Raw genomic sequence first — 19,341 nt, forward strand, 5'->3', positions numbered from 1 at the left:
CCCCGCACCCTCACCCCAACCCCTCTCCCGCAGGGAGAGGGGCTTTATTCCCTTCTCCCCACGGGAGAAGATGCCTCGTAGGGGCGGATGAGGGTACGAACGAAGCCTCGTGTGATTCATTACCGAGTGGCTTCGCCCCCCAACCCATCTCCCGACAGGGGAGCGGCTTGCTTCGCATGCCGAGACATCATTGCGCAGTGTCTTTTCAGTGCGATGCAGGCGACACGCAAGGGTCATTTTTACTGGCTACGGTGGCGTGCTTTCTTACAGGCGCGGCGTCCTTGCTGCGCGACTTCCGGGATTCCATGCAGCGCTCCGATTCGTACCGTTTGCACTTGTCCGTTCTCGCCGTGGCCATTGCGGCATGTTCGCCAGCCTTGCATGCACGTGCCAATGGGCGGGCATCTATCCCCGCCGACGCCGCAGCTCAGACGACCTCTGCGGTTATGGCCACAACCGCCAGCGCATCAGCGAGTACAGCTACAGCGGTAACTACAGGGACAGCTACAGCTACAGCTACAGCTACAGGGACAGCTACAGCTACAGCTACAGCTACTAATGACGAAGTAACCAAGTCCGATGCTGACGTTGCGACTGCAAAACAACATTCTTCATCGTCACTAGATGCATCTGCAGATTCCATAGATCCCGCATCACCCGCATCACCCGCATCACCCGCATCGCCACAAGACGAAACAACCAACAACGACACACCGTCCACCACCAAATCCGGCGTGCAAACGCTCGACGCCATGCAGGTCACCGGCGTGCGTCGTGCCAATGCCGCCGCAGTGGAAAGCAAGCGCGCAGCGACCAATATCACCGACGTCATCAGCGCCACCGATGTACGAGCCTTGCCCGACAGCACCATCGTCGAAGCGCTGCGCCGCGTGCCTGGCTTATCCGTGTTGCCAGCTACCGACAACGAGCACCCGCGCGACGAAGCGGCCACGCCGGTCTTGCGCGGCCTGGGCCCGTCGTACAACAACGTCACCATCGATGGCTTGACCATCGCCTCGCCCGGCACGCCGAACGGCACGCTCGGCTCGATCACCCGTGGCGTGCGGTTGGATTTGTTGCCGGCCTCGATGGTCAGCGAGTTGCAGGTGGTCAAGACCTTTACGCCCGATCTGGATCCCAACGCCACGGGTGGGGCGATCAACCTCAAGACGCGCAGCGCGTTCGAAAACGGTGGCAAGCCGTTCTTCAGTGCCGAGGCGGCGCTCGGCCACGCCAACGATGTCGGCAAGCCGCGCGATCAGGACGACCCCGGCTATCGCTTGAATGCCACCGGCAGCCGCACCTTCGGTAGCGAGCAGCAATACGGCTTCACGCTGTCGGCCAACTACCAGACGCTGAGCAGCTACACCGAAACCCATATGACCACCGACACGGTGCACTACGGGTTCTACGACAACAACGGCGTGCTGCAGACCGGTGCCAACCTGGGCAATGGCTGGGCGGTGCCGCAACAGGACAAGTATTGGTACGTGCAGAATCAGCGCGACCGTTATGGCGTCACCGGCAAGTTCGAGGTGCATCCTAGCGCTGCGCTGGAAGCCTATGCGATGGCCGGCTATTACTATTTCAAGGACAACATGGAGCGCAACGAGGTCCTTATCGACCCGCGCAACCGTGGCCAGGTGTTCAATCAGACCGCCACGTCCGGCAGCTATCCCGGTGGCGATATCGAGGTGGGCTATTCGAATCAGATCGTCACCACGCGCACCAAGGTGGCGCAGTTGGGCACGATCTGGCGGCCCACCGATCGGCAGCAGTTTTCTGCACGCGGTGCGTGGTCGGATGCGACCTATGACGAGCCGATCCGCATGATCAAGTACGCCACCGGCATCACCCGCGCCGCGCCCGTGCCGGTGGGCCAGACCGGCAGTGGCGTGACCATCAATGCCACGCCCAACTACGCGTTCAATTACGACACCTCCGGCTTCGATCAGCGCTTCGGCGTTTCGCCGCAGGCCTACAACAACCTGGACAACTACAGCCTGTCGTACTGGCGCCCGGACTATAAACGCACCGCGGCCGATCGCATCCTCACCGGCCGGCTCGATTACGGCTTCAATCAGGGCGAAAGCGATCAAGGCATCGGCTTTGCGGCAGGCGTGTCGTACACCACCGACAAGCCGTCTTACGACATCTTCCGCGTCGAGTATCAGCCCAACACCAGCGCGCCGGCCTTCGGCCTGGCCGATGTGGCGGGCACCGGCAGGGCGCCGATGCGCTATGCCGGCCTGAACCTGATCACCATCGATCCAGACAAGGCCAATCGCGTGCTCGCTGCAACGCCGCTGAGCGCGTTCAACAGCACCGATCAGCAGGCTTTCAGCAATCAGGACAACTTCACCCACACCGAAAAAACCTTCGGCAGCTACGGCCTGGTCAGCTATCGCAGCGAGCGTTTCAACGTGCAGGGCGGCCTGCACTTCGATAGCACCAAGCTCAACACGGTCGGCCGCCAGCGGCAGCTGGACACCGCCACCAATCGCTACGTGTATGTCGATAACCCGACCAATGCGGACTACGACTATCTGCTGCCCTCGGCGATCATGACCTACCACCTGACCGATGCCTTGGACCTGCGCGCCGGTGCCAGCCGCACGCTGGGCCGCCCACCGTACGATGCGTATGCAGCGCGCACCTCGATCGGCTTCGTCAACACCGCCGACGCCGGCAATCCGAATGCACAAGGCGTCACCGTCACCATCGGCAACCCGGACATCAAGCCGCGCGTGTCCAATAACCTGGATCTGTCGCTGGAATGGCGTTTGCCCGGCGATTTCGACGCGTTTGCCTCCACCGCCGTGTTCGACAAGCGCATCCAGGACGAGATCTTTACGCTCTCGCGCACCGACAGCTTCACCTTCGACGGCACCACCTACGCCAATGCGCTGATCAGTACGCCGGCCAATGCTGCAAAGGCGCGTATCCGCGGGGTGGAGTTCAACGGCATCGTCAATACCCTGGCGCCGATCGCGCCATGGCTGAGCGGTGTCGGCTTCAGTGCGAACTTCGCCGTGCTCGATGGCAGCCTGGATGTGCCCTATAGCGTCGGCAGCGGCAGTAACGTGGCCCAGCGTGAGCGCAAGCTCGACAACCTGGTCGGCCAGCCGGACTACACCGCCAATGCCACGCTGTTCTACAACACCGGCGGGCTGGAGCTGCGCGCAGCCTACAACCGTCAGGGCAAGGCCTTGCGCGCGATCGTCAGCAATATCGATTGGCAGGACTTGTACTGGTCGCCGCGCTCGCAACTCGACTTCACTGCAACCTACGCGATCAGCAAGCAACTCAGCCTGATCGGTCAGGTCAGCAACCTCACCCACAGCCGCATCACCAGCGTGACCGGTCCCGGACAGAATCTGCTCAAGGACAGTTACTCGGTGCCCACCACCTATTGGTTCGGTCTGCGCTTTACGCCGACGTTTTAAGCACGGCGAATGGCGCGTCGTCAGCGGTCGTCAGGTGCGTGCGGGCAGCTCGGAAAAAAGTGGAGTGTGCAGGTGAGTGGATGCCGCACCGAGCATCGTGCATCGGCCGCGCTCGCTCGACGCACGCGCAGTCGTTCTGTTTATTCTTTCAAGCGGAGTCGTTCGATGACCTTACGTTCTGTTGCCGCCCTCGCAGCGATGCTGTGCGTGGCGCTCGCCACCACTGCAAGCGCAGCGCCCACCGGTGTGGCCACGATCCAGGCCCGGCTGACCAATCCAAACGGCGGCATCGTGGTGGTGGCCCATCGCGGTTGCCACGCGCCAGCACCGGAGCACGGCTTCAAAGACACCGCACCAGAAAACTCGCTGGCCGCGCTGGAGCGCTGCATCGCCATCGGTGCCGACGTCATGGAGACCGATGTGCGGCGTGCCGCCGACGGCACCCTGGTGATGCTGCACGACGCCACCGTGGACCGCACCACCGATGGCACCGGCAAGCTCTCCGAGCTGACCTTGGCCGACTTGCAAAAGCTGCGCCTGCGCAGCGACGAAGGCGGCACGCAGGCACCGCTGACCGACCAACGCATGGTCACGCTCGATCAGATGCTGGCCAGGTCCAAGGGCCACATCCTGCTCAATCTGGACGTCAAGGATGCGATCTACGTGCAGGTGGTCGACGCGGTCGTACGCGCCGGGATGCAGCATCAAGTGATCGTCAAGGCCGAGGCCGGCATCGCCACTGCGCCGCTGGCTGCGATGCTGCCGTTCGACAAGGTGTACTTCTTCCCGATCCTGATCAACGCGCATGGCAATGCCGACCTGGCCGCGATCGCCACCGCGCAGACACGCAACGCGCGTCCGGCCGCGTTCGAGTTGCCCAAGATGTCGGCAGCGCAGTTACCGGCATTGGTCGCCGTGAGCAAGGCGCACAACGTACGGCTGATGGTCAACTCGCTCTGGGAAGGCTTTATCGCCGGTTACGGTGGCGACGCCGATGCCGAGCGCGACCCGGACAAGGTCTGGGGCCGCCTGTACCGCGATGGCGTATCGATCATCCAGACCGATGCGCCGGAAGCGCTGCTGCGTTATCGCGCGAGCCTGGAGAAGCGTTGAGCGCCGCGTTACCTCGCTGCACGCAGTAGGCGCGCGACGGATGCGCACTGTCGCCGCACAGCATGACCCATGGCACTGCGGGGACCCTGCCGCCGCCGCTATAGTCATGCGCTGTTTGCACGCAAGGATGTATGCATGCCGCTCGATCCAACCCAGCGCAAATTCGGTCCGCATGTTGTCTGGTTGGTGGTGCTGCTGATCGCGCTGCAGGTGCGCGACGTGGCCAAGGCGGTTGGTTTGCCTATCCCGAAAATTCCGGTGCCCTACGGCGGCGGGATTGCCGACAATCTGCTCAGCGTGGTGGTTGTGCTGGTCGCAGCGGCCTTGCTGCGTCCTGGTACGCCAGGCGAGATCGCAGCGCGTCTGGGGCTGCGTTGGAACGGGCTACGCGGCCCGGCGCTGACGCTGTTGGCCACACTGCCGTGCTGGCTTGGGCTGTGGACGCAATCCACCTCGGTCGGCACCGGCGATCTGCTTGGTTTGCTGTGGCTGGCGCTGCTGTTTCCGCTGGCCGAAGAAATCGTCTTTCGTGGTTTCGGCTTTGTCTTTGCCTGCCGCGCGCTGGCCTGGCGTCCGGCGATCGCCGCGCTGGTGCAGGCGGTTGTGTTCGGCGGCGTGCATTGGCTGGGGGCAGGCGGCGGAGGCGGCGATGCCTTATTGATCTTCGCCATCACCGGCATCGGCGCGCTGCTGTTTGCCATTGTGGACGCGCAGGACGGTTACACGATCTGGAGCGGCTGGGTGCTGCATGTCTCGCTCAATGCGGCCTGGACGGTCTTTGCGGTGTCCGATTCGGCCGCCAGTGGCTGGCTTGGCATGGCATTGCGGCTATCTGCCGTATTCCTGGCGATGGGATTGCTGCGGCTGTTTGTAACGCCGCCTCGCTCGCTGCGTGCGGACGTTGCAAGCTAGCGCGTTCGTCATTACGTCATTCAATAGTGCGCAGGTGAGCTGATCACCCGATGCGCGGCGCGCAAGAGTGGCCGAAATGTGTTTTGCCCTGCATGCTTCGCAAGATGGATGAGCAGCAGCAAGCGCAGGCAAGGACCGAGAGGACGCAGGAACGCGTCGCTGCCACCGATGATGTGGCTCAACGCGGCCACCGCCGCTGGTTGACGTGGCTGCGCTGGAGCGCAGTGGCACTGTTGTCTGCCGTGCTGCTGCTGGACCTGGCCTTCCCGCTGCCGCTACCCAGATCCCGCGACACCTCCACGCTGGTGGTCGCACGCGATGGCACGCCATTGCGCGCGTTCGCCGATCGCAATGGGGTGTGGCGCTATCCGGCCACGCCGCAGAGCGTGTCGCCGCTGTATCTGCAGGCGCTGCTGAATTACGAAGACCGCTGGTTCTGGCGCCACCCCGGGGTCAATCCGTGGGGCCTGCTGCGTGCGGGCGGGCAATGGATCGGGCAGGGGCGCATCGTCTCCGGCGGTTCGACGCTGACCATGCAGGTGGCGCGCATCCTGGATCCGCACACGCGCACGCCATGGGGCAAGGCAAAGCAGTTGTTGCGCGCGCTGCAACTGGAAGCGCACTTGAGCAAGCGCGAGATTCTCACGTTGTATCTGGAGCGTGCGCCCTACGGTGGCACCATTGAAGGTGTGGAAGCGGCCAGCTGGGCGTATCTGGGCAAACCGGCCAAGGCCTTGTCGCAGGCCGAGGCGGCATTGCTGGCGGTTCTGCCGCAATCGCCAAGCCGCCTGCGCCCGGATCGCCATCCGGAAGCTGCGCAACGCGCGCGTGACAAGGTGCTCGATCGCATGGTGGAACTGGGCGTGTGGTCGCGCGCGCAGGTGGACGATGCGCGCATCGAGCCGGTGGTGACGCGTTCGCTCAAACCGCCCTTGCATGCGGCCTTGCTGGCGCAGCGCTTGCACAGCGCGCAACCGCGTGCGGCGCGCATCGTCACCACGCTGGATGTGGAACTGCAGCGCACCTTGGAAGAACGCGTCGCGACGTATTTTTCGCAACTGCCCGAGCGCACCTCGGCCGCCTTGTTGGTGGTGGACAACGCAACCATGGAAGCGCGTGCGTATGTGGGCTCGGCCAGCTTCGGCGATCGCAAGCGGCTCGGGCATGTGGACATGGTGCAGGCCTGGCGCTCGCCCGGTTCCACCCTCAAGCCATTTTTGTACGGCATGGCGCTGGACGATGGGTTGATCCATTCGGAAAGCCTGCTGGTGGATGCGCCGCAGAGTTTCGGCAATTATCGTCCCGGTAATTTCGATGCGGCCTTCAACGGGCCGGTAAGCGCAGCCACCGCGTTGCGTCTGTCGTTGAACGTACCGGCGGTGGATCTGCTCGATCGTATCGGCCCGGCGCGGTTTGCTGCGCGGCTGTCCAATGCCGGGATCGGTTTGCGGTTTGCACATGGCAGCACGCCGTCGCTTGCATTGATACTGGGCGGCACCGGCGCGCAGTTGCAGGAACTGGTGGGCGCATTTGCCGCGCTCAATCGCGGCGGGATTGCCGGGCACGTGCGCTACACGCCAGAAGATGTGCGCATCGAGCGCCGGCTGATGTCGCCGGGTGCGGCCTGGATCGTGCGCGAGATTTTGCAAAGCAATCCGCGCCCCGGGTATGGCAGCGGCACTTTCGACATCGCCGCACGCCCGGGCGTGGCGTGGAAGACCGGCACCAGTTACGGCTACCGCGATGCGTGGGCGATTGGCGGTACGCGCCGTTACACGGTCGGGGTGTGGGTGGGGCGACCGGATGGCACGCCGCTGCCGGGCCAGTACGGTGCAGTCACCGCGTTGCCGCTGATGTTCGAAGTCATCGATGCGTTGCCGCGCAGTGCCGGCGATAGCGCGCCGGTGCCGATGCCGGCCAATGTGCAGGCCTTGGAGATCTGCTGGCCGCTCGGCGGCGCGGCCGAGCGCATACCACCGGCGCAATGCGCGCGACGTGCCGAAGCGTACGCGCTCGACGGCGCAGTACCGCCCACCTTCGCCGAACGCGATGCGCGGTTATGGCAGAGCGGGCAGCTGCACTTCGATGTGGATGCGCGTAGCGGTCAGCGGCTGTCACAAGAGTGCAGCCAGGCGCATCAGCGTGCGCCACGCACGTTGGCGCGTTGGCCGGCACTGGTCTCGCCCTGGCTCAGCGCAGCCGAACGCGGTGCCGCGCAATTGCCGCCGCTCGCGCCGGACTGTCTGCCCGATGGGCGCATGACCGGTGGCGGCGTGCTGCGCATCGACGGCCTGAGCGATCGCGCCACGCTGGCACGCGCCAACGCCACCGCGCGCCCGGTGCGCTTGCAATTACGCGCACTGGGCAGCGACGCGCGCATCGATTGGTTGCTGGACGGTCGCTGGATCGCACAGACCAATGGCCGGCAGGGATTTCAACGCGAATTCGCCGAGGTCGGCACGCATACGCTCACCGCAATGGCCAGCGACGGTGCCTGGACGCAGCTGCGCTTTCGCGTATTGCGCTGACTGGGCATTTGCTGCGCCCGGCCAGCGTGCACAAACCCGTAGGAGCGCACCTGGGCGCGATGGGGCGTTACCGGGAATGCCCCATCGCGCCCGGGTGCGTTCCTACGGCCGCAGGCAACCACACACACCCTCCAATGGCACAGAAAAAAGACAGGGCGCTTGAGGCGCCCTGTCTGTTTCATCATCGAGTCGATTTCAACTTTCAACTTCACTGTGAATGTCGATGCCGATCATCGATCGCAACGCATCGCTCCGTCGCTGCAATGCAGTCACTCAGCTCACTCGCCGATCCAGCCTTCCAGCATGTCGGCAAACTCGTCGGCATGCTCTTCTTCCTGAGCCAGGATGCTCTCGAGGATGCGCTTGGTGGTGGTGTCCTTGTCGCCGATGAAATCGATCATCTCGCGGTAGCTGTCGATGGCGATGCGTTCGGCGATCAGGTTCTCGCGCACCATGTCGCGCAGGTCGGTGCCTTCCTTGTATTCGGCGTGCGAGCGCTTGGTCAGCGTGTCCGGGTTGAGGTCCGGTTCGCCGCCCAGTTGCACGATGCGCTCGGCGAGTTTGTGCGCGTGCGCTTGTTCCTGCTGCGCGTGTTCCAGGAACTCGCCCTTGACCGCGTCGGCAAGCATGCCCTTGGCCATGAAGTAGTGACGGTAGTAGCGCAGCGTGCACACGTATTCGGTGGCCAGTGCGGTGTTGAGCAGGTCGATCACCGCCTCGCGGTCGGCGTGGTAGCTCTCGGTGACGGCGCCGTCTTCGATGCTCTGGCGTGCGCGGGTGCGCAAGGTGGCGGTGTCGGTGATACCGGCAGGGAGTTGCTTGGCTGGCTGGGTAGACATGGCTGGCCGTTTTCCTTCTGAGTGGGCGGGGGAATCAATGCATCAATCGGGCATGTGCTGCAGCACGTAATCGGCTGCAGACACCTTGAATTCGCCGGGTTCTTCGACGAACAGGGCTTTCACCACCGCATCGTCGGCATACAAAGCGTAGCGACGCGAGCGCAGGCCCATGCCCGAGCCGCTGGCATCCACTTCCAGGCCCAGTGCGCGGGCCAGGTCGGCATTGCCATCGGGCAGCATGTGCAGGCCATCGGGGATCAGCTGGCTGCGGCCCCAGGCCTGCATCACGAACGGGTCGTTGACGGCGGTGCACAGCACTTCGATGCCGCGTTTGCGGAACTGCTCGAAGTGCTCCACATAGCCCGGCAGGTGCTTGGCCGAACAAGTCGGGGTGAACGCGCCCGGCACCGCGAACAGCAGCACCTTGCGGTCTGCGAACAAGGTATGGGTGTCGACTGCTTCGATCCCCTCACGCAAGCGCTTGAGCACGATTTCGGGAATGCGGTCACCAACGTGGATGGTCATGCGATGTGCTCCTGTGGCTGAACGAATTCTAGAAAGGGACAAGGGAAAAGCGCGTCAACACGCTTGAAATCCGCAACGCGACGCCTATCTGACGCACATGGCCGGCGCAACGGCACGCCGCGGTCGCCGGCCCTTCACCCAACCTAATGGAGGCTCGCAATGAACATCGTTCGTTATCCACAGTGGCCCACCCACGCCCTGCAAAACGAAATCAAGCATGTGTTCGACCGCTTCTTCGAGCACAACGGCGACACCGACGAATCGGCGGTGGTGACCGCCCAGTGGGTGCCGCGCGTGGACATCAAGGAAGAGCCCAACCACTTCGTGTTGTACGCCGATCTGCCCGGCATCGACCCGAGCCAGATCGAGGTGCAGATGGACAAGGGCATCCTGTCGATCAAGGGCGAGCGCAACAGCGAGTCCAGCACCGAGACCGAGCGTTTCTCGCGCATCGAGCGCCGCTACGGCAGCTTCCACCGCCGCTTCGCGCTGCCCGACAGTGCCGACCCGGACGGCATCACCGCGGCCGGACACAACGGCGTGCTGGAAATCCGCATTCCCAAGCGCCCGGCAGCCACCCCGCGCCGTATCCAGGTCGGCAACGGCCAGGACGCCAACGGCGGCATGGTGCAGTAAGGCGACGAACCTGGAGCGAAGTCATCGGCTTCGCTCCCCGGCGGCAACCGCACCGTAGAATAGGTGCGGTTGCCCGCCCGGCTGCGATATGACTGGCTCGTGGCCTTGGCTGCGGGCCGTTTTTTTCCAGAGGTGATTAGATGGAATTCAAGGATTACTACGCAACGCTGGGCGTCGAGCCGAGCGCGGGCGATGCAGAGATCAAGACGGCCTACCGTCGACTCGCACGCAAGTACCACCCCGACGTCAGCAAGGAAGCCGGCGCGGAAGACAAGTTCAAGGCAATCAACGAAGCCTACGAGGCGCTGCGCGACCCGCAAAAGCGCAAGGCCTACGACCAGCTCAAGGCGCAGGGCTTCCGCCCGGGCGACGAGTTCCAGGCCCCGCCCAACTACAACGGCGGGCAGGGCTACGAGTACGAGGAAGTATTCGGCAACGGCGGCGCCGGTGGCGGCTTCAGCGATTTCTTCGAAAGCCTGTTCGCCGGCCAGCGCGGCGGCCGTCCGCGTGGTCCGGGTGCCGGGCCCGGTGCAGGCCCCGGCCCGCAAACGCGTGGCGACACCCGCGCCAAGCTGGCGGTGCCACTGGAAGCGGTGTATGCGGGCGATAGCGTGCGCATCACCATCAACGGCAAGCAGCTGGACGTGCGCGTGCCCAAGGGCGTCCAGCCAGGCCAGGTGATCCGCCTGAGCGGGCAGGGCAATGGTGGCGGCAATCTGCTGCTGGAGATCGAATATGCCGCGCACCCGCAGTTCGAGGTGGACGGGCGCAACATCCTGTACACCTTGCAGGTCACGCCCTGGCAGGCCGCGCTGGGCACCACCATCAGCGTGCCGACCCTGGGCGGGTCGGTGGAGTTGAAGGTGCCGGCCGAGTCGGACGCCGGTCGCAAGTTGCGCCTGCGCGGCCGCGGCTTGCCGGGCACCACCCCGGGCGACCAGATCGTTGAGCTGGAAATTCTTGCACCGGCGCCCACCGACGATGCGCAGAAGAAGGCGTACCGCAATCTGGCCAAGGCGTTCGGCGAGACGGTGTGAGCTGGACCAAACAGCGCAAGCGAGATGAAGCCCCTCCCCACCCCGCGCTACGCGCCACCTTCTCCCGGCGGGAGAAGGGATCAAAGCCCCTCTCCCGCCGGGGCGATAAGGCGCTGCTTGCGCGCCACTGGCGCGCGTGCCTTGGAGCGCGCGCGCCGCTAGCGCGGGCCGGGGCGCGGAGCGGGGGTTGGGGTGAGGGTACGGTAAGAAAGCGAAGCATCAACCAACGACCATCTGCGATGTTGTTGAATCCAACTGCGCCCTATCTGACGTAGTACGCCAGCAGCGGCCCGCGACGAAAAACAACGTGCCGCCAAATCGCACATCGCAACAGCCTCACCAAGCGTCCAGCGCCCGGCCTGGCCCCAGCTACCGTAAGCGCGGCCGGCGCACTACACTCGCCGCGCACACTAGGGGAAACACATGGCTCGCATTCTGATCGTCGACGACTCGCCGTCGCAGCTGCTGGGGATTCAGCGCATCGTCGAGAAGCTGGGGCACGAAACCATCACCGCAACCGATGGCGCTGCCGGCGTGGAAGCGGCCAAGTCCTCGCTGCCGGATCTGGTGCTGATGGATGTGGTGATGCCCAACCTCAATGGATTTCAGGCCACGCGCACGCTCAAGCGCGAACCCACCACCCAGCACATTCCGGTGATTCTGGTGACCACCAAGGACCAGGACACCGACCGCATGTGGGGCATGCGCCAAGGCGCGCGTGCTTACATCACCAAGCCGTTCTCCGAAGACGAACTGCTGGAAGTGATGGAGCGTGTGTTCAACCAGAAAGACGAACCGCCGACTGCGTGAGTGCGTTGGCGCGATGCGAGCGAAGTTGGCGTCTTCGTTGCGCAGGACCACAAGCTAACGTGTCATTGCGGTAACCACGCGCCACCTCGCGTTGATGCCAAAGCCAGCTGTGCTGCTGGTGCCGTTCGGACATCGTGGCGGCACGAAAGCTTGATCACCCTCTGCCAACTCCGGCGCGCTCGCTCCGATGCTTGACCCCAAATCGCGCCGCCACTGTGCCCCGAGCCGCCCGCCACCCCCGCCACCGGCTTAATTCACCCCACCGGCTAAACCGCCGATGCACCAAATGGGGCCTTTCAAAACGGTGGGTCTGCCCCATCTAGTAGAATCATCGAATCACACAACACGGCGGCACTGCGGGACTGGCCCGCGCAGCCCCTCGATCATGGAGCGTGCATGGCCTGGAACACACCCGGCAACAAGGGCGGAGACGGCCCGGATCCCAACCGTCGCAGGTCCTGGGGCCCGCGCGGTGGTGGCAACGGTGGTGGTTGGGGCAATCTGCCCGCCCCGTTGAAAGAGTTGTTCGATGGCGGCGTGGGGCGCTGGATTCTGGTCGCGGTGGTGCTGATGGTGCTGTTTTCCAGCTTCCAGCTCATCGGCGAGCAGCAGCGTGGCGTGGTGCTGCGCTTCGGCCAGTTCTCGCGCATCCTCCAGCCCGGCCCCAACTTCAAGCTGCCGTGGCCGGTCGAGTCGGTGCGCAAGGTCAACGCCACCGAGATCAAGACCTTCAGCAATCAGGTGCCGGTGCTGACCCGCGACGAGAACATCGTCAACGTCTCGCTCAACGTGCAGTACCAGATCAGCGACCCGCGCAAGTATCTGTTCGGTTCGCGCAATGCCGATCTGGTGCTGGAGCAGGCGGCGCAAAGTGCGGTGCGTGAGCAGGTCGGTCGTTCCGACCTCAATACCGTGCTCAACAATCGCGGCCCGCTGGCCATTGCGTCCAAGGATCGTCTGCAGGCTGCGCTCGACGCCTACAACACGGGTCTGTCGGTGACTGGCGTGACCCTGCCGGATGCGCGCCCGCCGGAAGAAGTGAAGCCGGCCTTCGACGAGGTCAACGGGGCCCAGCAGGTGCGCGAGCGCCTGATCAACGAAGCCCAGGCCTACGCCGCCAAGGTGGTGCCCGAAGCACGCGGCCAGGGTGCACGCACCCGCACCGGCGCCGAAGGCTACAAGCAGGCCACCGTCTCCAAGGCCGAGGGCGACGCCGATCGCTTCACCTTGTTGCAGGAGCAGTATGCCAACGCCCCCGAGGTCACGCGCAAGCGCCTGTGGCTGGAAACCGTGCAGAAGGTGCTGTCGGAGAACCGCAAGGTGATCGGCAGCGATGGCCGTCAGGTCATCTACGTGCCGCTGCCGGCCGATGCCAACAAGCCCGCCAACAACAGTGGCACTGCGGGCAGCGGCAGCATGCCGTCGATGGTGCCGCAGGATGTGCTGTTGAACCCGCCGCAAAGCAGCGGCAGCAGCGAGGGCATCCGCAATCCGGAGCGCGGCCCGCGCCCGACCGGCCGTGAGGGAACCGAACAATGAAAAATTCGCTAGTCATCGGCCTGATCGTCGCCGTGCTGCTGGTCCTGATGGGCTCGGTATTCGTGGTACGCGAAGACCAGACCGCCATGGTGCTCAACCTGGGCCGCGTGGTGCGTGCCGACCTCAAGCCCGGCCTGCACTTCAAGTTGCCGGTGGTGGAATCGGTGCGCGTGTTCGATCGCCGCTTCCAGGTGCTGGACACCGCCCCGGCGCGCTACTTCACCGCCGAGCAGAAAGACGTGAGCGTGGACTTCTTCGCCATCGGCTACATCTCCGATGTGCGTGCGTTCTACCGCGCCACCGGCGGTGAAGAGTCGGTGGCCAATTCGCGCCTGGCCCCGATCATCACCGACTCGCTGCGCAACCAGATCAACTCGCGCACCTTGCAGCAGTTGGTCTCCGGCGACCGCAGCGAATTGATCGCCAACCAGCTCAAGGGCATCAACGGCGCCATCAAGGGCTTGGGCATGCAGATCACCGACCTGCGCATCAAGCAGATCGACCTGCCGACCGACAGCCAGGTGATCACCGACGTCTACGAGCGCATGCGCGCCCAGCGCAAGCAGGAAGCCAGCAAGCTGCGCGCCGAAGGCGAAGAGCAGGCCCTGACCATCCGCGCCCAGGCCGACCGCGAGTCCACCGTGATCGTGGCCGACGCCGAGCGCGACGCCCAGAAGCTGCGCGGCGAAGGCGACGCCGACGCCGCCCGCATCTACGGCCAGGCCGGCTCCAAGGATCCGTCGTTCTACGCGTTCTACCGCAGCCTGGAGGCCTATCGCGGCTCCATGACCGACGGCAATGGCGTGGTGGTGCTGGACAAGAACGACCCGTTCCTGCAGTACCTCAAGAGCGATCGTTGATCGTTCGTTGATCGCTTCGCGTTGAAACAAAAACGCCCGCGCACTGCGGGCGTTTTTGTATGTGCCTCTTACTGTCGAGCAGGCATGCGCGCGCCCCAACCGTAGGAGCGCACCCGGGCGCGACCTCCTTACCGGGAATGCCCGTCGCGCCCAGGTGCGCTCCTACGCTTGGCGCATGTGGCTGGGGGCGGGGGCATGGCCTTGCGTGGACTGCGATGGTGATGGTCATGTCCGGGATCCGCAGATGCCTGGAGCGCCTCTCCCGTTTTGTCGGTCCGACCAGGCCCGGTAGGAGCGCACCCGGGCGCGACGGGCCTTGGCGGCGGCGGACCCTGCTGATTGCCTCTGACAGTCAGTCGCCACATAGATCCCCTAGCGCAGAACGCGGCAACCGCCGATATCCCGCGTGGTCCAAGACCGCCAGCATCGCGCCATGGCCAACATCGACTCACCAGGGCATCGCGCGCTGCGTCGCGGCAGGCAGTCTTCGCCCAACAGCGTTTACCTGCTGACCACCACGACATGGCAGCGTCGCGCCGTGTTCGCAGATTTTCTGCTTGCAGCCGCAGCCTGCCGGGCATTCACCGCAGCAACGCCCTCCGATGCCAGGCTGCTGGCCTGGGTATTGATGCCGGATCATGTCCATTGGCTGTTGCAACTTGGAAGCGCCACCTCATTGGCCGATGCCGTCTCACGTATGAAAGCGTGCGCAGCACGCGCAGTGAACGATCAGCGCCAGCATCACGCACCGGTCTGGAGCCGCAGCTACCACGACCATGCGTTGCGCAAAGAGAACGACCTGCATGCAGCGGCGCGCTATCTCATCGCCAATCCACTACGGGCCGGGCTGGTCACACGCGTAGGTGACTACCCGTTCTGGGACGCAATTTGGCTTTGAGACACAGCCACGTAGGAGCGCACCTGGGCGCGATCGCTTTCCCGGTAATGCCTGTCGCGCCCAGGTGCGCTCCTACGACGCGGAACTTGTCGGGCACACTGCATCTCCCACGTTGCGATGGTGTTGGTGATGCACGAGTTTCTGTCTGCGTTATGCCTGATCGCCGTCATCGAAGGCCTGCTGCTGTTTGCCGTGCCCGCCGCCTGGAAGCGCATGGTCGAGCAACTGTTCAGCCTGCCCACCGCCCAACTGCGCGCCATTGGCGGCGTCACGTTAGTGCTGGGCGCGATCGCGCTGTGGATCGTGCGTCACTGAGTGGGTGGTCCATTCCGACCGCAACGGGCAGCGTAGGAGCGCACCTGGGCGCGACTGCTTCGCCGGTAATGCCTGTCGCGCCCTGGTGCGCTCCTACGAGCCATTGGGATTGTCGCTACGGGATCTCCCAGGCTAGGGACCGGCAGCGCTCGGAGCACCGCGCAACCGACGGCCAGCCGCAATCTGACCAGCTCCCCGATCCGCCGCCCCCAAGGGGTAGTGCCTGCCACCCGAAACCCGGATAATGCACAAAAGCCGGCCGGGCACGCTCCAACCAGAGCACTCCGTTCGGCTTTTTCCGTGTCAGGGCTTTCGCGCCATTGCAACGCTCCCCGATGGAGCTGCGCGCCAGGTGTCGCCGCCAGCCTTGAACCGGTCCCATCCCGCGGCCCCGATGGCCGCAGCAAAACTCAGGAGTTCACCCGTCATGGGTCAGTCAGTTGTCGTGCTCGGTGCCCAGTGGGGCGATGAAGGCAAAGGCAAGATCGTCGATCTGCTCACCGAAGAAATCGGTGCGGTCGTTCGCTTCCAGGGCGGCCATAACGCCGGCCACACCCTGGTCATCAACGGCAAGAAGACCGTCTTGCATCTGATCCCCTCCGGCATCCTGCGCGACGACGCGCTGTGCCTGATCGGCAATGGCGTGGTGATTTCCCCGGCCGCGCTGATCAAGGAGATCGGCGAGCTGGAATCGGCCGGTGTGGAAGTGCGTTCGCGCCTGAAGATCTCCCCGGCCGCGCCGCTGATCATGCCGTACCACATCGCCCTGGACCAGGCCCGCGAGAAGGCCGCCGGCGGCAAGGCCATCGGCACCACCGGCCGCGGTATCGGCCCGGCGTACGAAGACAAGGTGGCCCGCCGCGGTATCCGCATCGCCGACCTGCATTACCCGCCGCAGCTGGAAGAACTGCTGCGCACCGCGCTGGATTACCACAACTTCGTGCTGACCAAGTACCTGGGCGTGGACGCGGTGGATTTCCAGAAAACCTTCGACGAGGCGCTGGCCTTCGGCGAGTACGTGCAGCCGATGAAGTCCGATGTGGCCGGCATCCTGCACGACCTGCGCAAGCAGGGCAAACGCGTGCTGTTCGAAGGCGCGCAGGGCGCGTTGCTGGATATCGACCACGGCACCTATCCGTACGTCACCAGCTCCAACACCACGGTGGGCGGCGCACTGGCCGGCACCGGCGTGGGCGCTGACGCGATCGACTACGTGCTTGGCATCGCCAAGGCCTACGCCACGCGCGTGGGCGGCGGCCCGTTCCCGACCGAGCTGGACGACGCAGTGGGCCAGGGCATCCGCGACCGCGGTGCCGAATACGGCGCCTCCACCGGCCGCCCGCGCCGTTGCGGCTGGATGGACATCGTTGCGCTCAAGCGGGCGGTGGCCATCAACGGCATCTCCGGCCTGTGCATCACCAAGCTCGACGTGCTCGACGGCATGGAAAAGCTCAAGGTCTGCATCGCCTACGAATACCACGGCAAGCGCACCGAATACGCACCGCTGGACGCGCAGGGCTGGGAAGAGTGCACTCCCGTGTACCTGGAGTTCCCGGGCTGGACCGAGAACACCCACGGCATCACCGAGTGGGACAAGCTGCCCGTGGCCGCCCGCGCCTACCTGCGCGCGCTGGAAGAACTGGCCGGCTGCCCGATCAGCATCGTCTCCACCGGCCCGGATCGCGACCACACGATGGTGCTGCAGGATCCGTTCGCCTGATCGCTGGCACGTGTTTGGAGTAACGAAAAGCCCTGCGTAAGTGGGGCTTTTCTCTGTGTCATGCTGGGCACCGCCGCCATTGTTGGAACTGTGGCGTGTCTGCGGTACCCGAGGTTAACAACTGAGCGCGCGCCTGCTTGCAAAGGCAGAGCTTTACTTGGATATTCGATATTCCGGAATATGGAATAAAGCTGATCTAACGTGGAACTCAAGCCGCAGGATCTAGTGGTGCTGTACAAGCAGGTCGCCCAACCGGGCCAGGCCTGGACCTACGCCTCTCTTGGAGAAGCGCTGGGCATGAGCGCCTCTCAGGTGCATCGCAGCGTCAAGCGCGCGGTGGCCTCCGGCCTGGCGCTGGAAAAAAGCCGCGGCGAGTGGGAGACGGTGCGCACGGCGCTGCACGAGTTTGCGGTCCACGGCGTGCGTTACGCCTTTCCTGCCGTCATCGGGCCGCTAAGGCGTGGCATTCCGACGGCCTTCGGCGTGCCCCCACTGTCCATTGCCATTTCCAGCTCCCCAGGGGATGCACCGGTGTGGCCAAGCGCGCAGGGCACAGCCAAAGGCCCCAGCTTGTCGCCGTTGTCGGCCGGTGTGCCCAACGCCGCGCTGGCCGACCCTGCCTTGCACCAACTGCTGGCGCTGCAGGACGCCCTGCGCAGCGGGCGTGCCCGCGAGCGCACGCTGGCAGCGCGCTATCTCAAGCAGTTACTGGGGCTTAGCGATGCGATCTAATGATCCTAATTTGCCGCATCTGCTTGTGATTGCGGATGCACTAGGCGAGCTTTGCGAACACATAGTCTTCCTTGGCGGCGCAGTCGTTGGCCTGCTGGTGTCGGATCCATTGGCGGAAAGCGTCCGCGCCACCTATGACGTCGATGCGGTGGTCAATCTCGATTGGTCCCGGTTCCGCGGTATCGAGGCGCGTGTGGAGTCGCAGGGCTTCGCGCGCGAGATGCAGAGCGGCGTCGTCTGCCGCTGGGTACACGAAGCGTCGGGCGTCCTCTTCGACCTGATGCCGGTGGATGCCGGCGTGCTTGGCTTCTCCAACCGCTGGTACGCCCATGCTGTAGAGACGGCCCAAGTGGTGGCCTTGAGCGATCGCCTGTCCATCCGATTGGTGACAGCGACAGCATTCGTGGCGACCAAGCTCGAAGCCTTCGTTACCCGAGGCAACAGCGACTTTCTTTCCAGCCACGACCTGGAGGACGTCCTCAATGTCGTCGATGGCCGGGCCGAGCTGGTGGAAGAGTTTGCCGTGGAGCATGCAGACCTTCGGCATTGGGTGGCCAACGTATTTGAGGGGCTAGTGGATAACCCGGCGTTTGTGAACGCGCTGCCGGGATTGGTCGCCGAACCGGAGCGCGCAAGCGTCGTGCTTCAGCGTCTAGGTACCATTGCATCAGCGTAGCTGCGACATCGTCGGCTTAGGTCTGGCAGAGAAAACCTTGAAGCACCGGCGCTCGCTTGCGATGATGCATCGCAATTGCAACGCACTGGGCCTGCCATGAAATCTGCATCTCTTCCATCGCTCCGGGTAGACCCGGCGCTGCGCCAAGCGGCCGAGGCCGTGTTGCAGGAGGGTGAGACGCTGTCCAGCTTTGTCGAGCATTCCGTGCGCGCCCAGGTGCAGCAGCGCCAGCAGCAGGAAGCCTTCATTGCGCGCGGGCTGGCCTCGCGTGACAGCGCCAAGGCGTCTGACCGGTACATTGACGCGAAGGATGTGTTGGCTGGGCTGCAGTCCCAACTGGACAAGGCGCGCAAGGGCTAAGCCAACGTGGGATTTTCTGTTCGCTGCACTCAGCAAGCGCGCGACGATCTCGCGCGTCTTTACGACTGGCTGCTACAGCGTGCCGAAGGCGACTTCACCGTGGCCGAGCGCGCGCTTCAGGCCATCCGCGACGGCGTCACCGTGCTCGAACTGGCCCCGTTGAGCTGCCGCAAGGCGGGGTTGGCGGACCCGTTCTTGCGGGAGCTGGTGATCGGTTTCGGTGCCAGCGGCGACGTGCTGCTGTTTGAGGTGGAAAGCGATCAGGTCGTCACCGTTTTGGCAGTCAGGCATCAGCGTGAAGACGACTATCATTAAGCACGGCGTTAGCGCCAACATCGCGCCACAGGGGAAGTAGATGGCCAATATCAGCAGGCGCCGCAGCTGCTAGCGTGTGT

Annotated in this window: 19 protein-coding genes; 17 read left to right on the top strand and 2 right to left on the bottom strand. The window is 64.4% G+C overall.

What is annotated here, in order from left to right:
• Positions 1–364 precede the first annotated feature (364 nt).
• From XcyCFBP4188_RS23620 to pbpC, 5 genes are all read left to right on the top strand, one after another.
• Positions 365–559, top strand: coding sequence for a hypothetical protein (locus tag XcyCFBP4188_RS23620; RefSeq protein WP_267929398.1), 195 nt, complete (start codon positions 365–367; stop codon positions 557–559).
• A 193-nt stretch (positions 560–752) separates the two neighbouring features.
• A complete protein-coding gene (locus XcyCFBP4188_RS01370; RefSeq protein WP_233370821.1) occupies positions 753–3,446 on the top strand; it encodes a TonB-dependent receptor in 2,694 nt (897 codons plus the stop codon).
• A 165-nt stretch (positions 3,447–3,611) separates the two neighbouring features.
• Positions 3,612–4,559, top strand: a complete 948-nt coding sequence (locus XcyCFBP4188_RS01375; RefSeq protein ID WP_043910015.1) for a glycerophosphodiester phosphodiesterase family protein — start codon at positions 3,612–3,614, stop codon at positions 4,557–4,559.
• A gap of 69 nt (positions 4,560–4,628) precedes the next feature.
• A complete protein-coding gene (locus XcyCFBP4188_RS01380) occupies positions 4,629–5,471 on the top strand; it encodes a CPBP family glutamic-type intramembrane protease (protein WP_043910017.1) in 843 nt (280 codons plus the stop codon).
• A gap of 104 nt (positions 5,472–5,575) precedes the next feature.
• Positions 5,576–7,999 carry a penicillin-binding protein 1C gene (gene pbpC / locus XcyCFBP4188_RS01385; protein WP_043910019.1) on the top strand — a complete coding sequence of 808 codons (2,424 nt, stop codon included), beginning with the start codon at positions 5,576–5,578 and terminating at the stop codon, positions 7,997–7,999.
• Between the two features lie 278 nt (positions 8,000–8,277).
• On the opposite strand, the gene XcyCFBP4188_RS01390 is transcribed toward pbpC, so the two are convergent.
• On the bottom strand, positions 8,278–8,838 hold the full coding sequence (locus XcyCFBP4188_RS01390; RefSeq protein ID WP_006451904.1) for a ferritin-like domain-containing protein: 561 nt from the start codon (positions 8,836–8,838) through the stop codon (positions 8,278–8,280).
• Between the two features lie 42 nt (positions 8,839–8,880).
• Positions 8,881–9,363 (bottom strand): peroxiredoxin, encoded by a 483-nt coding sequence (locus XcyCFBP4188_RS01395; protein WP_006451905.1) that lies wholly within the window; start codon positions 9,361–9,363, stop codon positions 8,881–8,883.
• A gap of 159 nt (positions 9,364–9,522) precedes the next feature.
• On the opposite strand from XcyCFBP4188_RS01395, the gene XcyCFBP4188_RS01400 reads away from it, so the two are divergent.
• From XcyCFBP4188_RS01400 to XcyCFBP4188_RS01460, 12 genes are all read left to right on the top strand, one after another.
• The gene (locus XcyCFBP4188_RS01400) at positions 9,523–9,999 is read left to right on the top strand and encodes an Hsp20/alpha crystallin family protein (protein ID WP_006451906.1); all 477 of its coding nucleotides are present in this window, start codon (positions 9,523–9,525) and stop codon (positions 9,997–9,999) included.
• Between the two features lie 140 nt (positions 10,000–10,139).
• Positions 10,140–11,036, top strand: coding sequence for a DnaJ C-terminal domain-containing protein (locus XcyCFBP4188_RS01405; RefSeq protein WP_023902977.1), 897 nt, complete (start codon positions 10,140–10,142; stop codon positions 11,034–11,036).
• Positions 11,037–11,459: 423 nt separating this feature from the next.
• A complete protein-coding gene (gene pilH / locus XcyCFBP4188_RS01410; protein ID WP_023902978.1) occupies positions 11,460–11,846 on the top strand; it encodes a twitching motility response regulator PilH in 387 nt (128 codons plus the stop codon).
• A 396-nt stretch (positions 11,847–12,242) separates the two neighbouring features.
• Positions 12,243–13,385: an FtsH protease activity modulator HflK gene (gene hflK, locus XcyCFBP4188_RS01415; protein ID WP_043907771.1), complete on the top strand. Its 1,143-nt coding sequence runs from the start codon at positions 12,243–12,245 to the stop codon at positions 13,383–13,385.
• Positions 13,382–14,245, top strand: a complete 864-nt coding sequence (gene hflC / locus XcyCFBP4188_RS01420; RefSeq protein ID WP_006449475.1) for a protease modulator HflC — start codon at positions 13,382–13,384, stop codon at positions 14,243–14,245. Before hflK ends, hflC begins: the two co-directional genes overlap by 4 nt.
• A gap of 433 nt (positions 14,246–14,678) precedes the next feature.
• The gene (locus tag XcyCFBP4188_RS01430; RefSeq protein ID WP_043907770.1) at positions 14,679–15,143 is read left to right on the top strand and encodes an REP-associated tyrosine transposase; all 465 of its coding nucleotides are present in this window, start codon (positions 14,679–14,681) and stop codon (positions 15,141–15,143) included.
• A gap of 117 nt (positions 15,144–15,260) precedes the next feature.
• A complete protein-coding gene (locus XcyCFBP4188_RS01435) occupies positions 15,261–15,458 on the top strand; it encodes a DUF2065 domain-containing protein (RefSeq protein ID WP_081376439.1) in 198 nt (65 codons plus the stop codon).
• Positions 15,459–15,885: 427 nt separating this feature from the next.
• The gene (locus XcyCFBP4188_RS01440; RefSeq protein ID WP_006449744.1) at positions 15,886–17,178 is read left to right on the top strand and encodes an adenylosuccinate synthase; all 1,293 of its coding nucleotides are present in this window, start codon (positions 15,886–15,888) and stop codon (positions 17,176–17,178) included.
• Between the two features lie 201 nt (positions 17,179–17,379).
• A complete protein-coding gene (locus tag XcyCFBP4188_RS01445) occupies positions 17,380–17,910 on the top strand; it encodes a hypothetical protein (RefSeq protein ID WP_104591505.1) in 531 nt (176 codons plus the stop codon).
• Entirely contained in the window at positions 17,900–18,586 is a 687-nt protein-coding gene (locus XcyCFBP4188_RS01450) for a hypothetical protein (RefSeq protein ID WP_104591506.1), read from the top strand. Before XcyCFBP4188_RS01445 ends, XcyCFBP4188_RS01450 begins: the two co-directional genes overlap by 11 nt.
• A gap of 96 nt (positions 18,587–18,682) precedes the next feature.
• A complete protein-coding gene (locus XcyCFBP4188_RS01455; protein WP_104591507.1) occupies positions 18,683–18,946 on the top strand; it encodes a YlcI/YnfO family protein in 264 nt (87 codons plus the stop codon).
• A gap of 6 nt (positions 18,947–18,952) precedes the next feature.
• Entirely contained in the window at positions 18,953–19,261 is a 309-nt protein-coding gene (locus XcyCFBP4188_RS01460) for a type II toxin-antitoxin system RelE/ParE family toxin (RefSeq protein WP_104591508.1), read from the top strand.
• Positions 19,262–19,341 lie beyond the last annotated feature (80 nt).

This window comes from Xanthomonas hortorum pv. cynarae, assembly GCF_002939985.1.
GTDB lineage: Bacteria > Pseudomonadota > Gammaproteobacteria > Xanthomonadales > Xanthomonadaceae > Xanthomonas > Xanthomonas hortorum_D.

Coding starts and splice junctions, on each gene's coding strand:
- XcyCFBP4188_RS23620 (WP_267929398.1), top strand. CDS start 365: ATGTTCGCCAGCCTTGCATGCACGTGCCAATGGGCGGGCATCTATCCC.
- XcyCFBP4188_RS01370 (WP_233370821.1), top strand. CDS start 753: ATGCAGGTCACCGGCGTGCGTCGTGCCAATGCCGCCGCAGTGGAAAGC.
- XcyCFBP4188_RS01375 (WP_043910015.1), top strand. CDS start 3,612: ATGACCTTACGTTCTGTTGCCGCCCTCGCAGCGATGCTGTGCGTGGCG.
- XcyCFBP4188_RS01380 (WP_043910017.1), top strand. CDS start 4,629: ATGGCACTGCGGGGACCCTGCCGCCGCCGCTATAGTCATGCGCTGTTT.
- pbpC (WP_043910019.1), top strand. CDS start 5,576: ATGGATGAGCAGCAGCAAGCGCAGGCAAGGACCGAGAGGACGCAGGAA.
- XcyCFBP4188_RS01390 (WP_006451904.1), bottom strand. CDS start 8,838: ATGTCTACCCAGCCAGCCAAGCAACTCCCTGCCGGTATCACCGACACC.
- XcyCFBP4188_RS01395 (WP_006451905.1), bottom strand. CDS start 9,363: ATGACCATCCACGTTGGTGACCGCATTCCCGAAATCGTGCTCAAGCGC.
- XcyCFBP4188_RS01400 (WP_006451906.1), top strand. CDS start 9,523: ATGAACATCGTTCGTTATCCACAGTGGCCCACCCACGCCCTGCAAAAC.
- XcyCFBP4188_RS01405 (WP_023902977.1), top strand. CDS start 10,140: ATGGAATTCAAGGATTACTACGCAACGCTGGGCGTCGAGCCGAGCGCG.
- pilH (WP_023902978.1), top strand. CDS start 11,460: ATGGCTCGCATTCTGATCGTCGACGACTCGCCGTCGCAGCTGCTGGGG.
- hflK (WP_043907771.1), top strand. CDS start 12,243: ATGGCCTGGAACACACCCGGCAACAAGGGCGGAGACGGCCCGGATCCC.
- hflC (WP_006449475.1), top strand. CDS start 13,382: ATGAAAAATTCGCTAGTCATCGGCCTGATCGTCGCCGTGCTGCTGGTC.
- XcyCFBP4188_RS01430 (WP_043907770.1), top strand. CDS start 14,679: ATGGCCAACATCGACTCACCAGGGCATCGCGCGCTGCGTCGCGGCAGG.
- XcyCFBP4188_RS01435 (WP_081376439.1), top strand. CDS start 15,261: ATGGTGTTGGTGATGCACGAGTTTCTGTCTGCGTTATGCCTGATCGCC.
- XcyCFBP4188_RS01440 (WP_006449744.1), top strand. CDS start 15,886: ATGGGTCAGTCAGTTGTCGTGCTCGGTGCCCAGTGGGGCGATGAAGGC.
- XcyCFBP4188_RS01450 (WP_104591506.1), top strand. CDS start 17,900: ATGCGATCTAATGATCCTAATTTGCCGCATCTGCTTGTGATTGCGGAT.
- XcyCFBP4188_RS01455 (WP_104591507.1), top strand. CDS start 18,683: ATGAAATCTGCATCTCTTCCATCGCTCCGGGTAGACCCGGCGCTGCGC.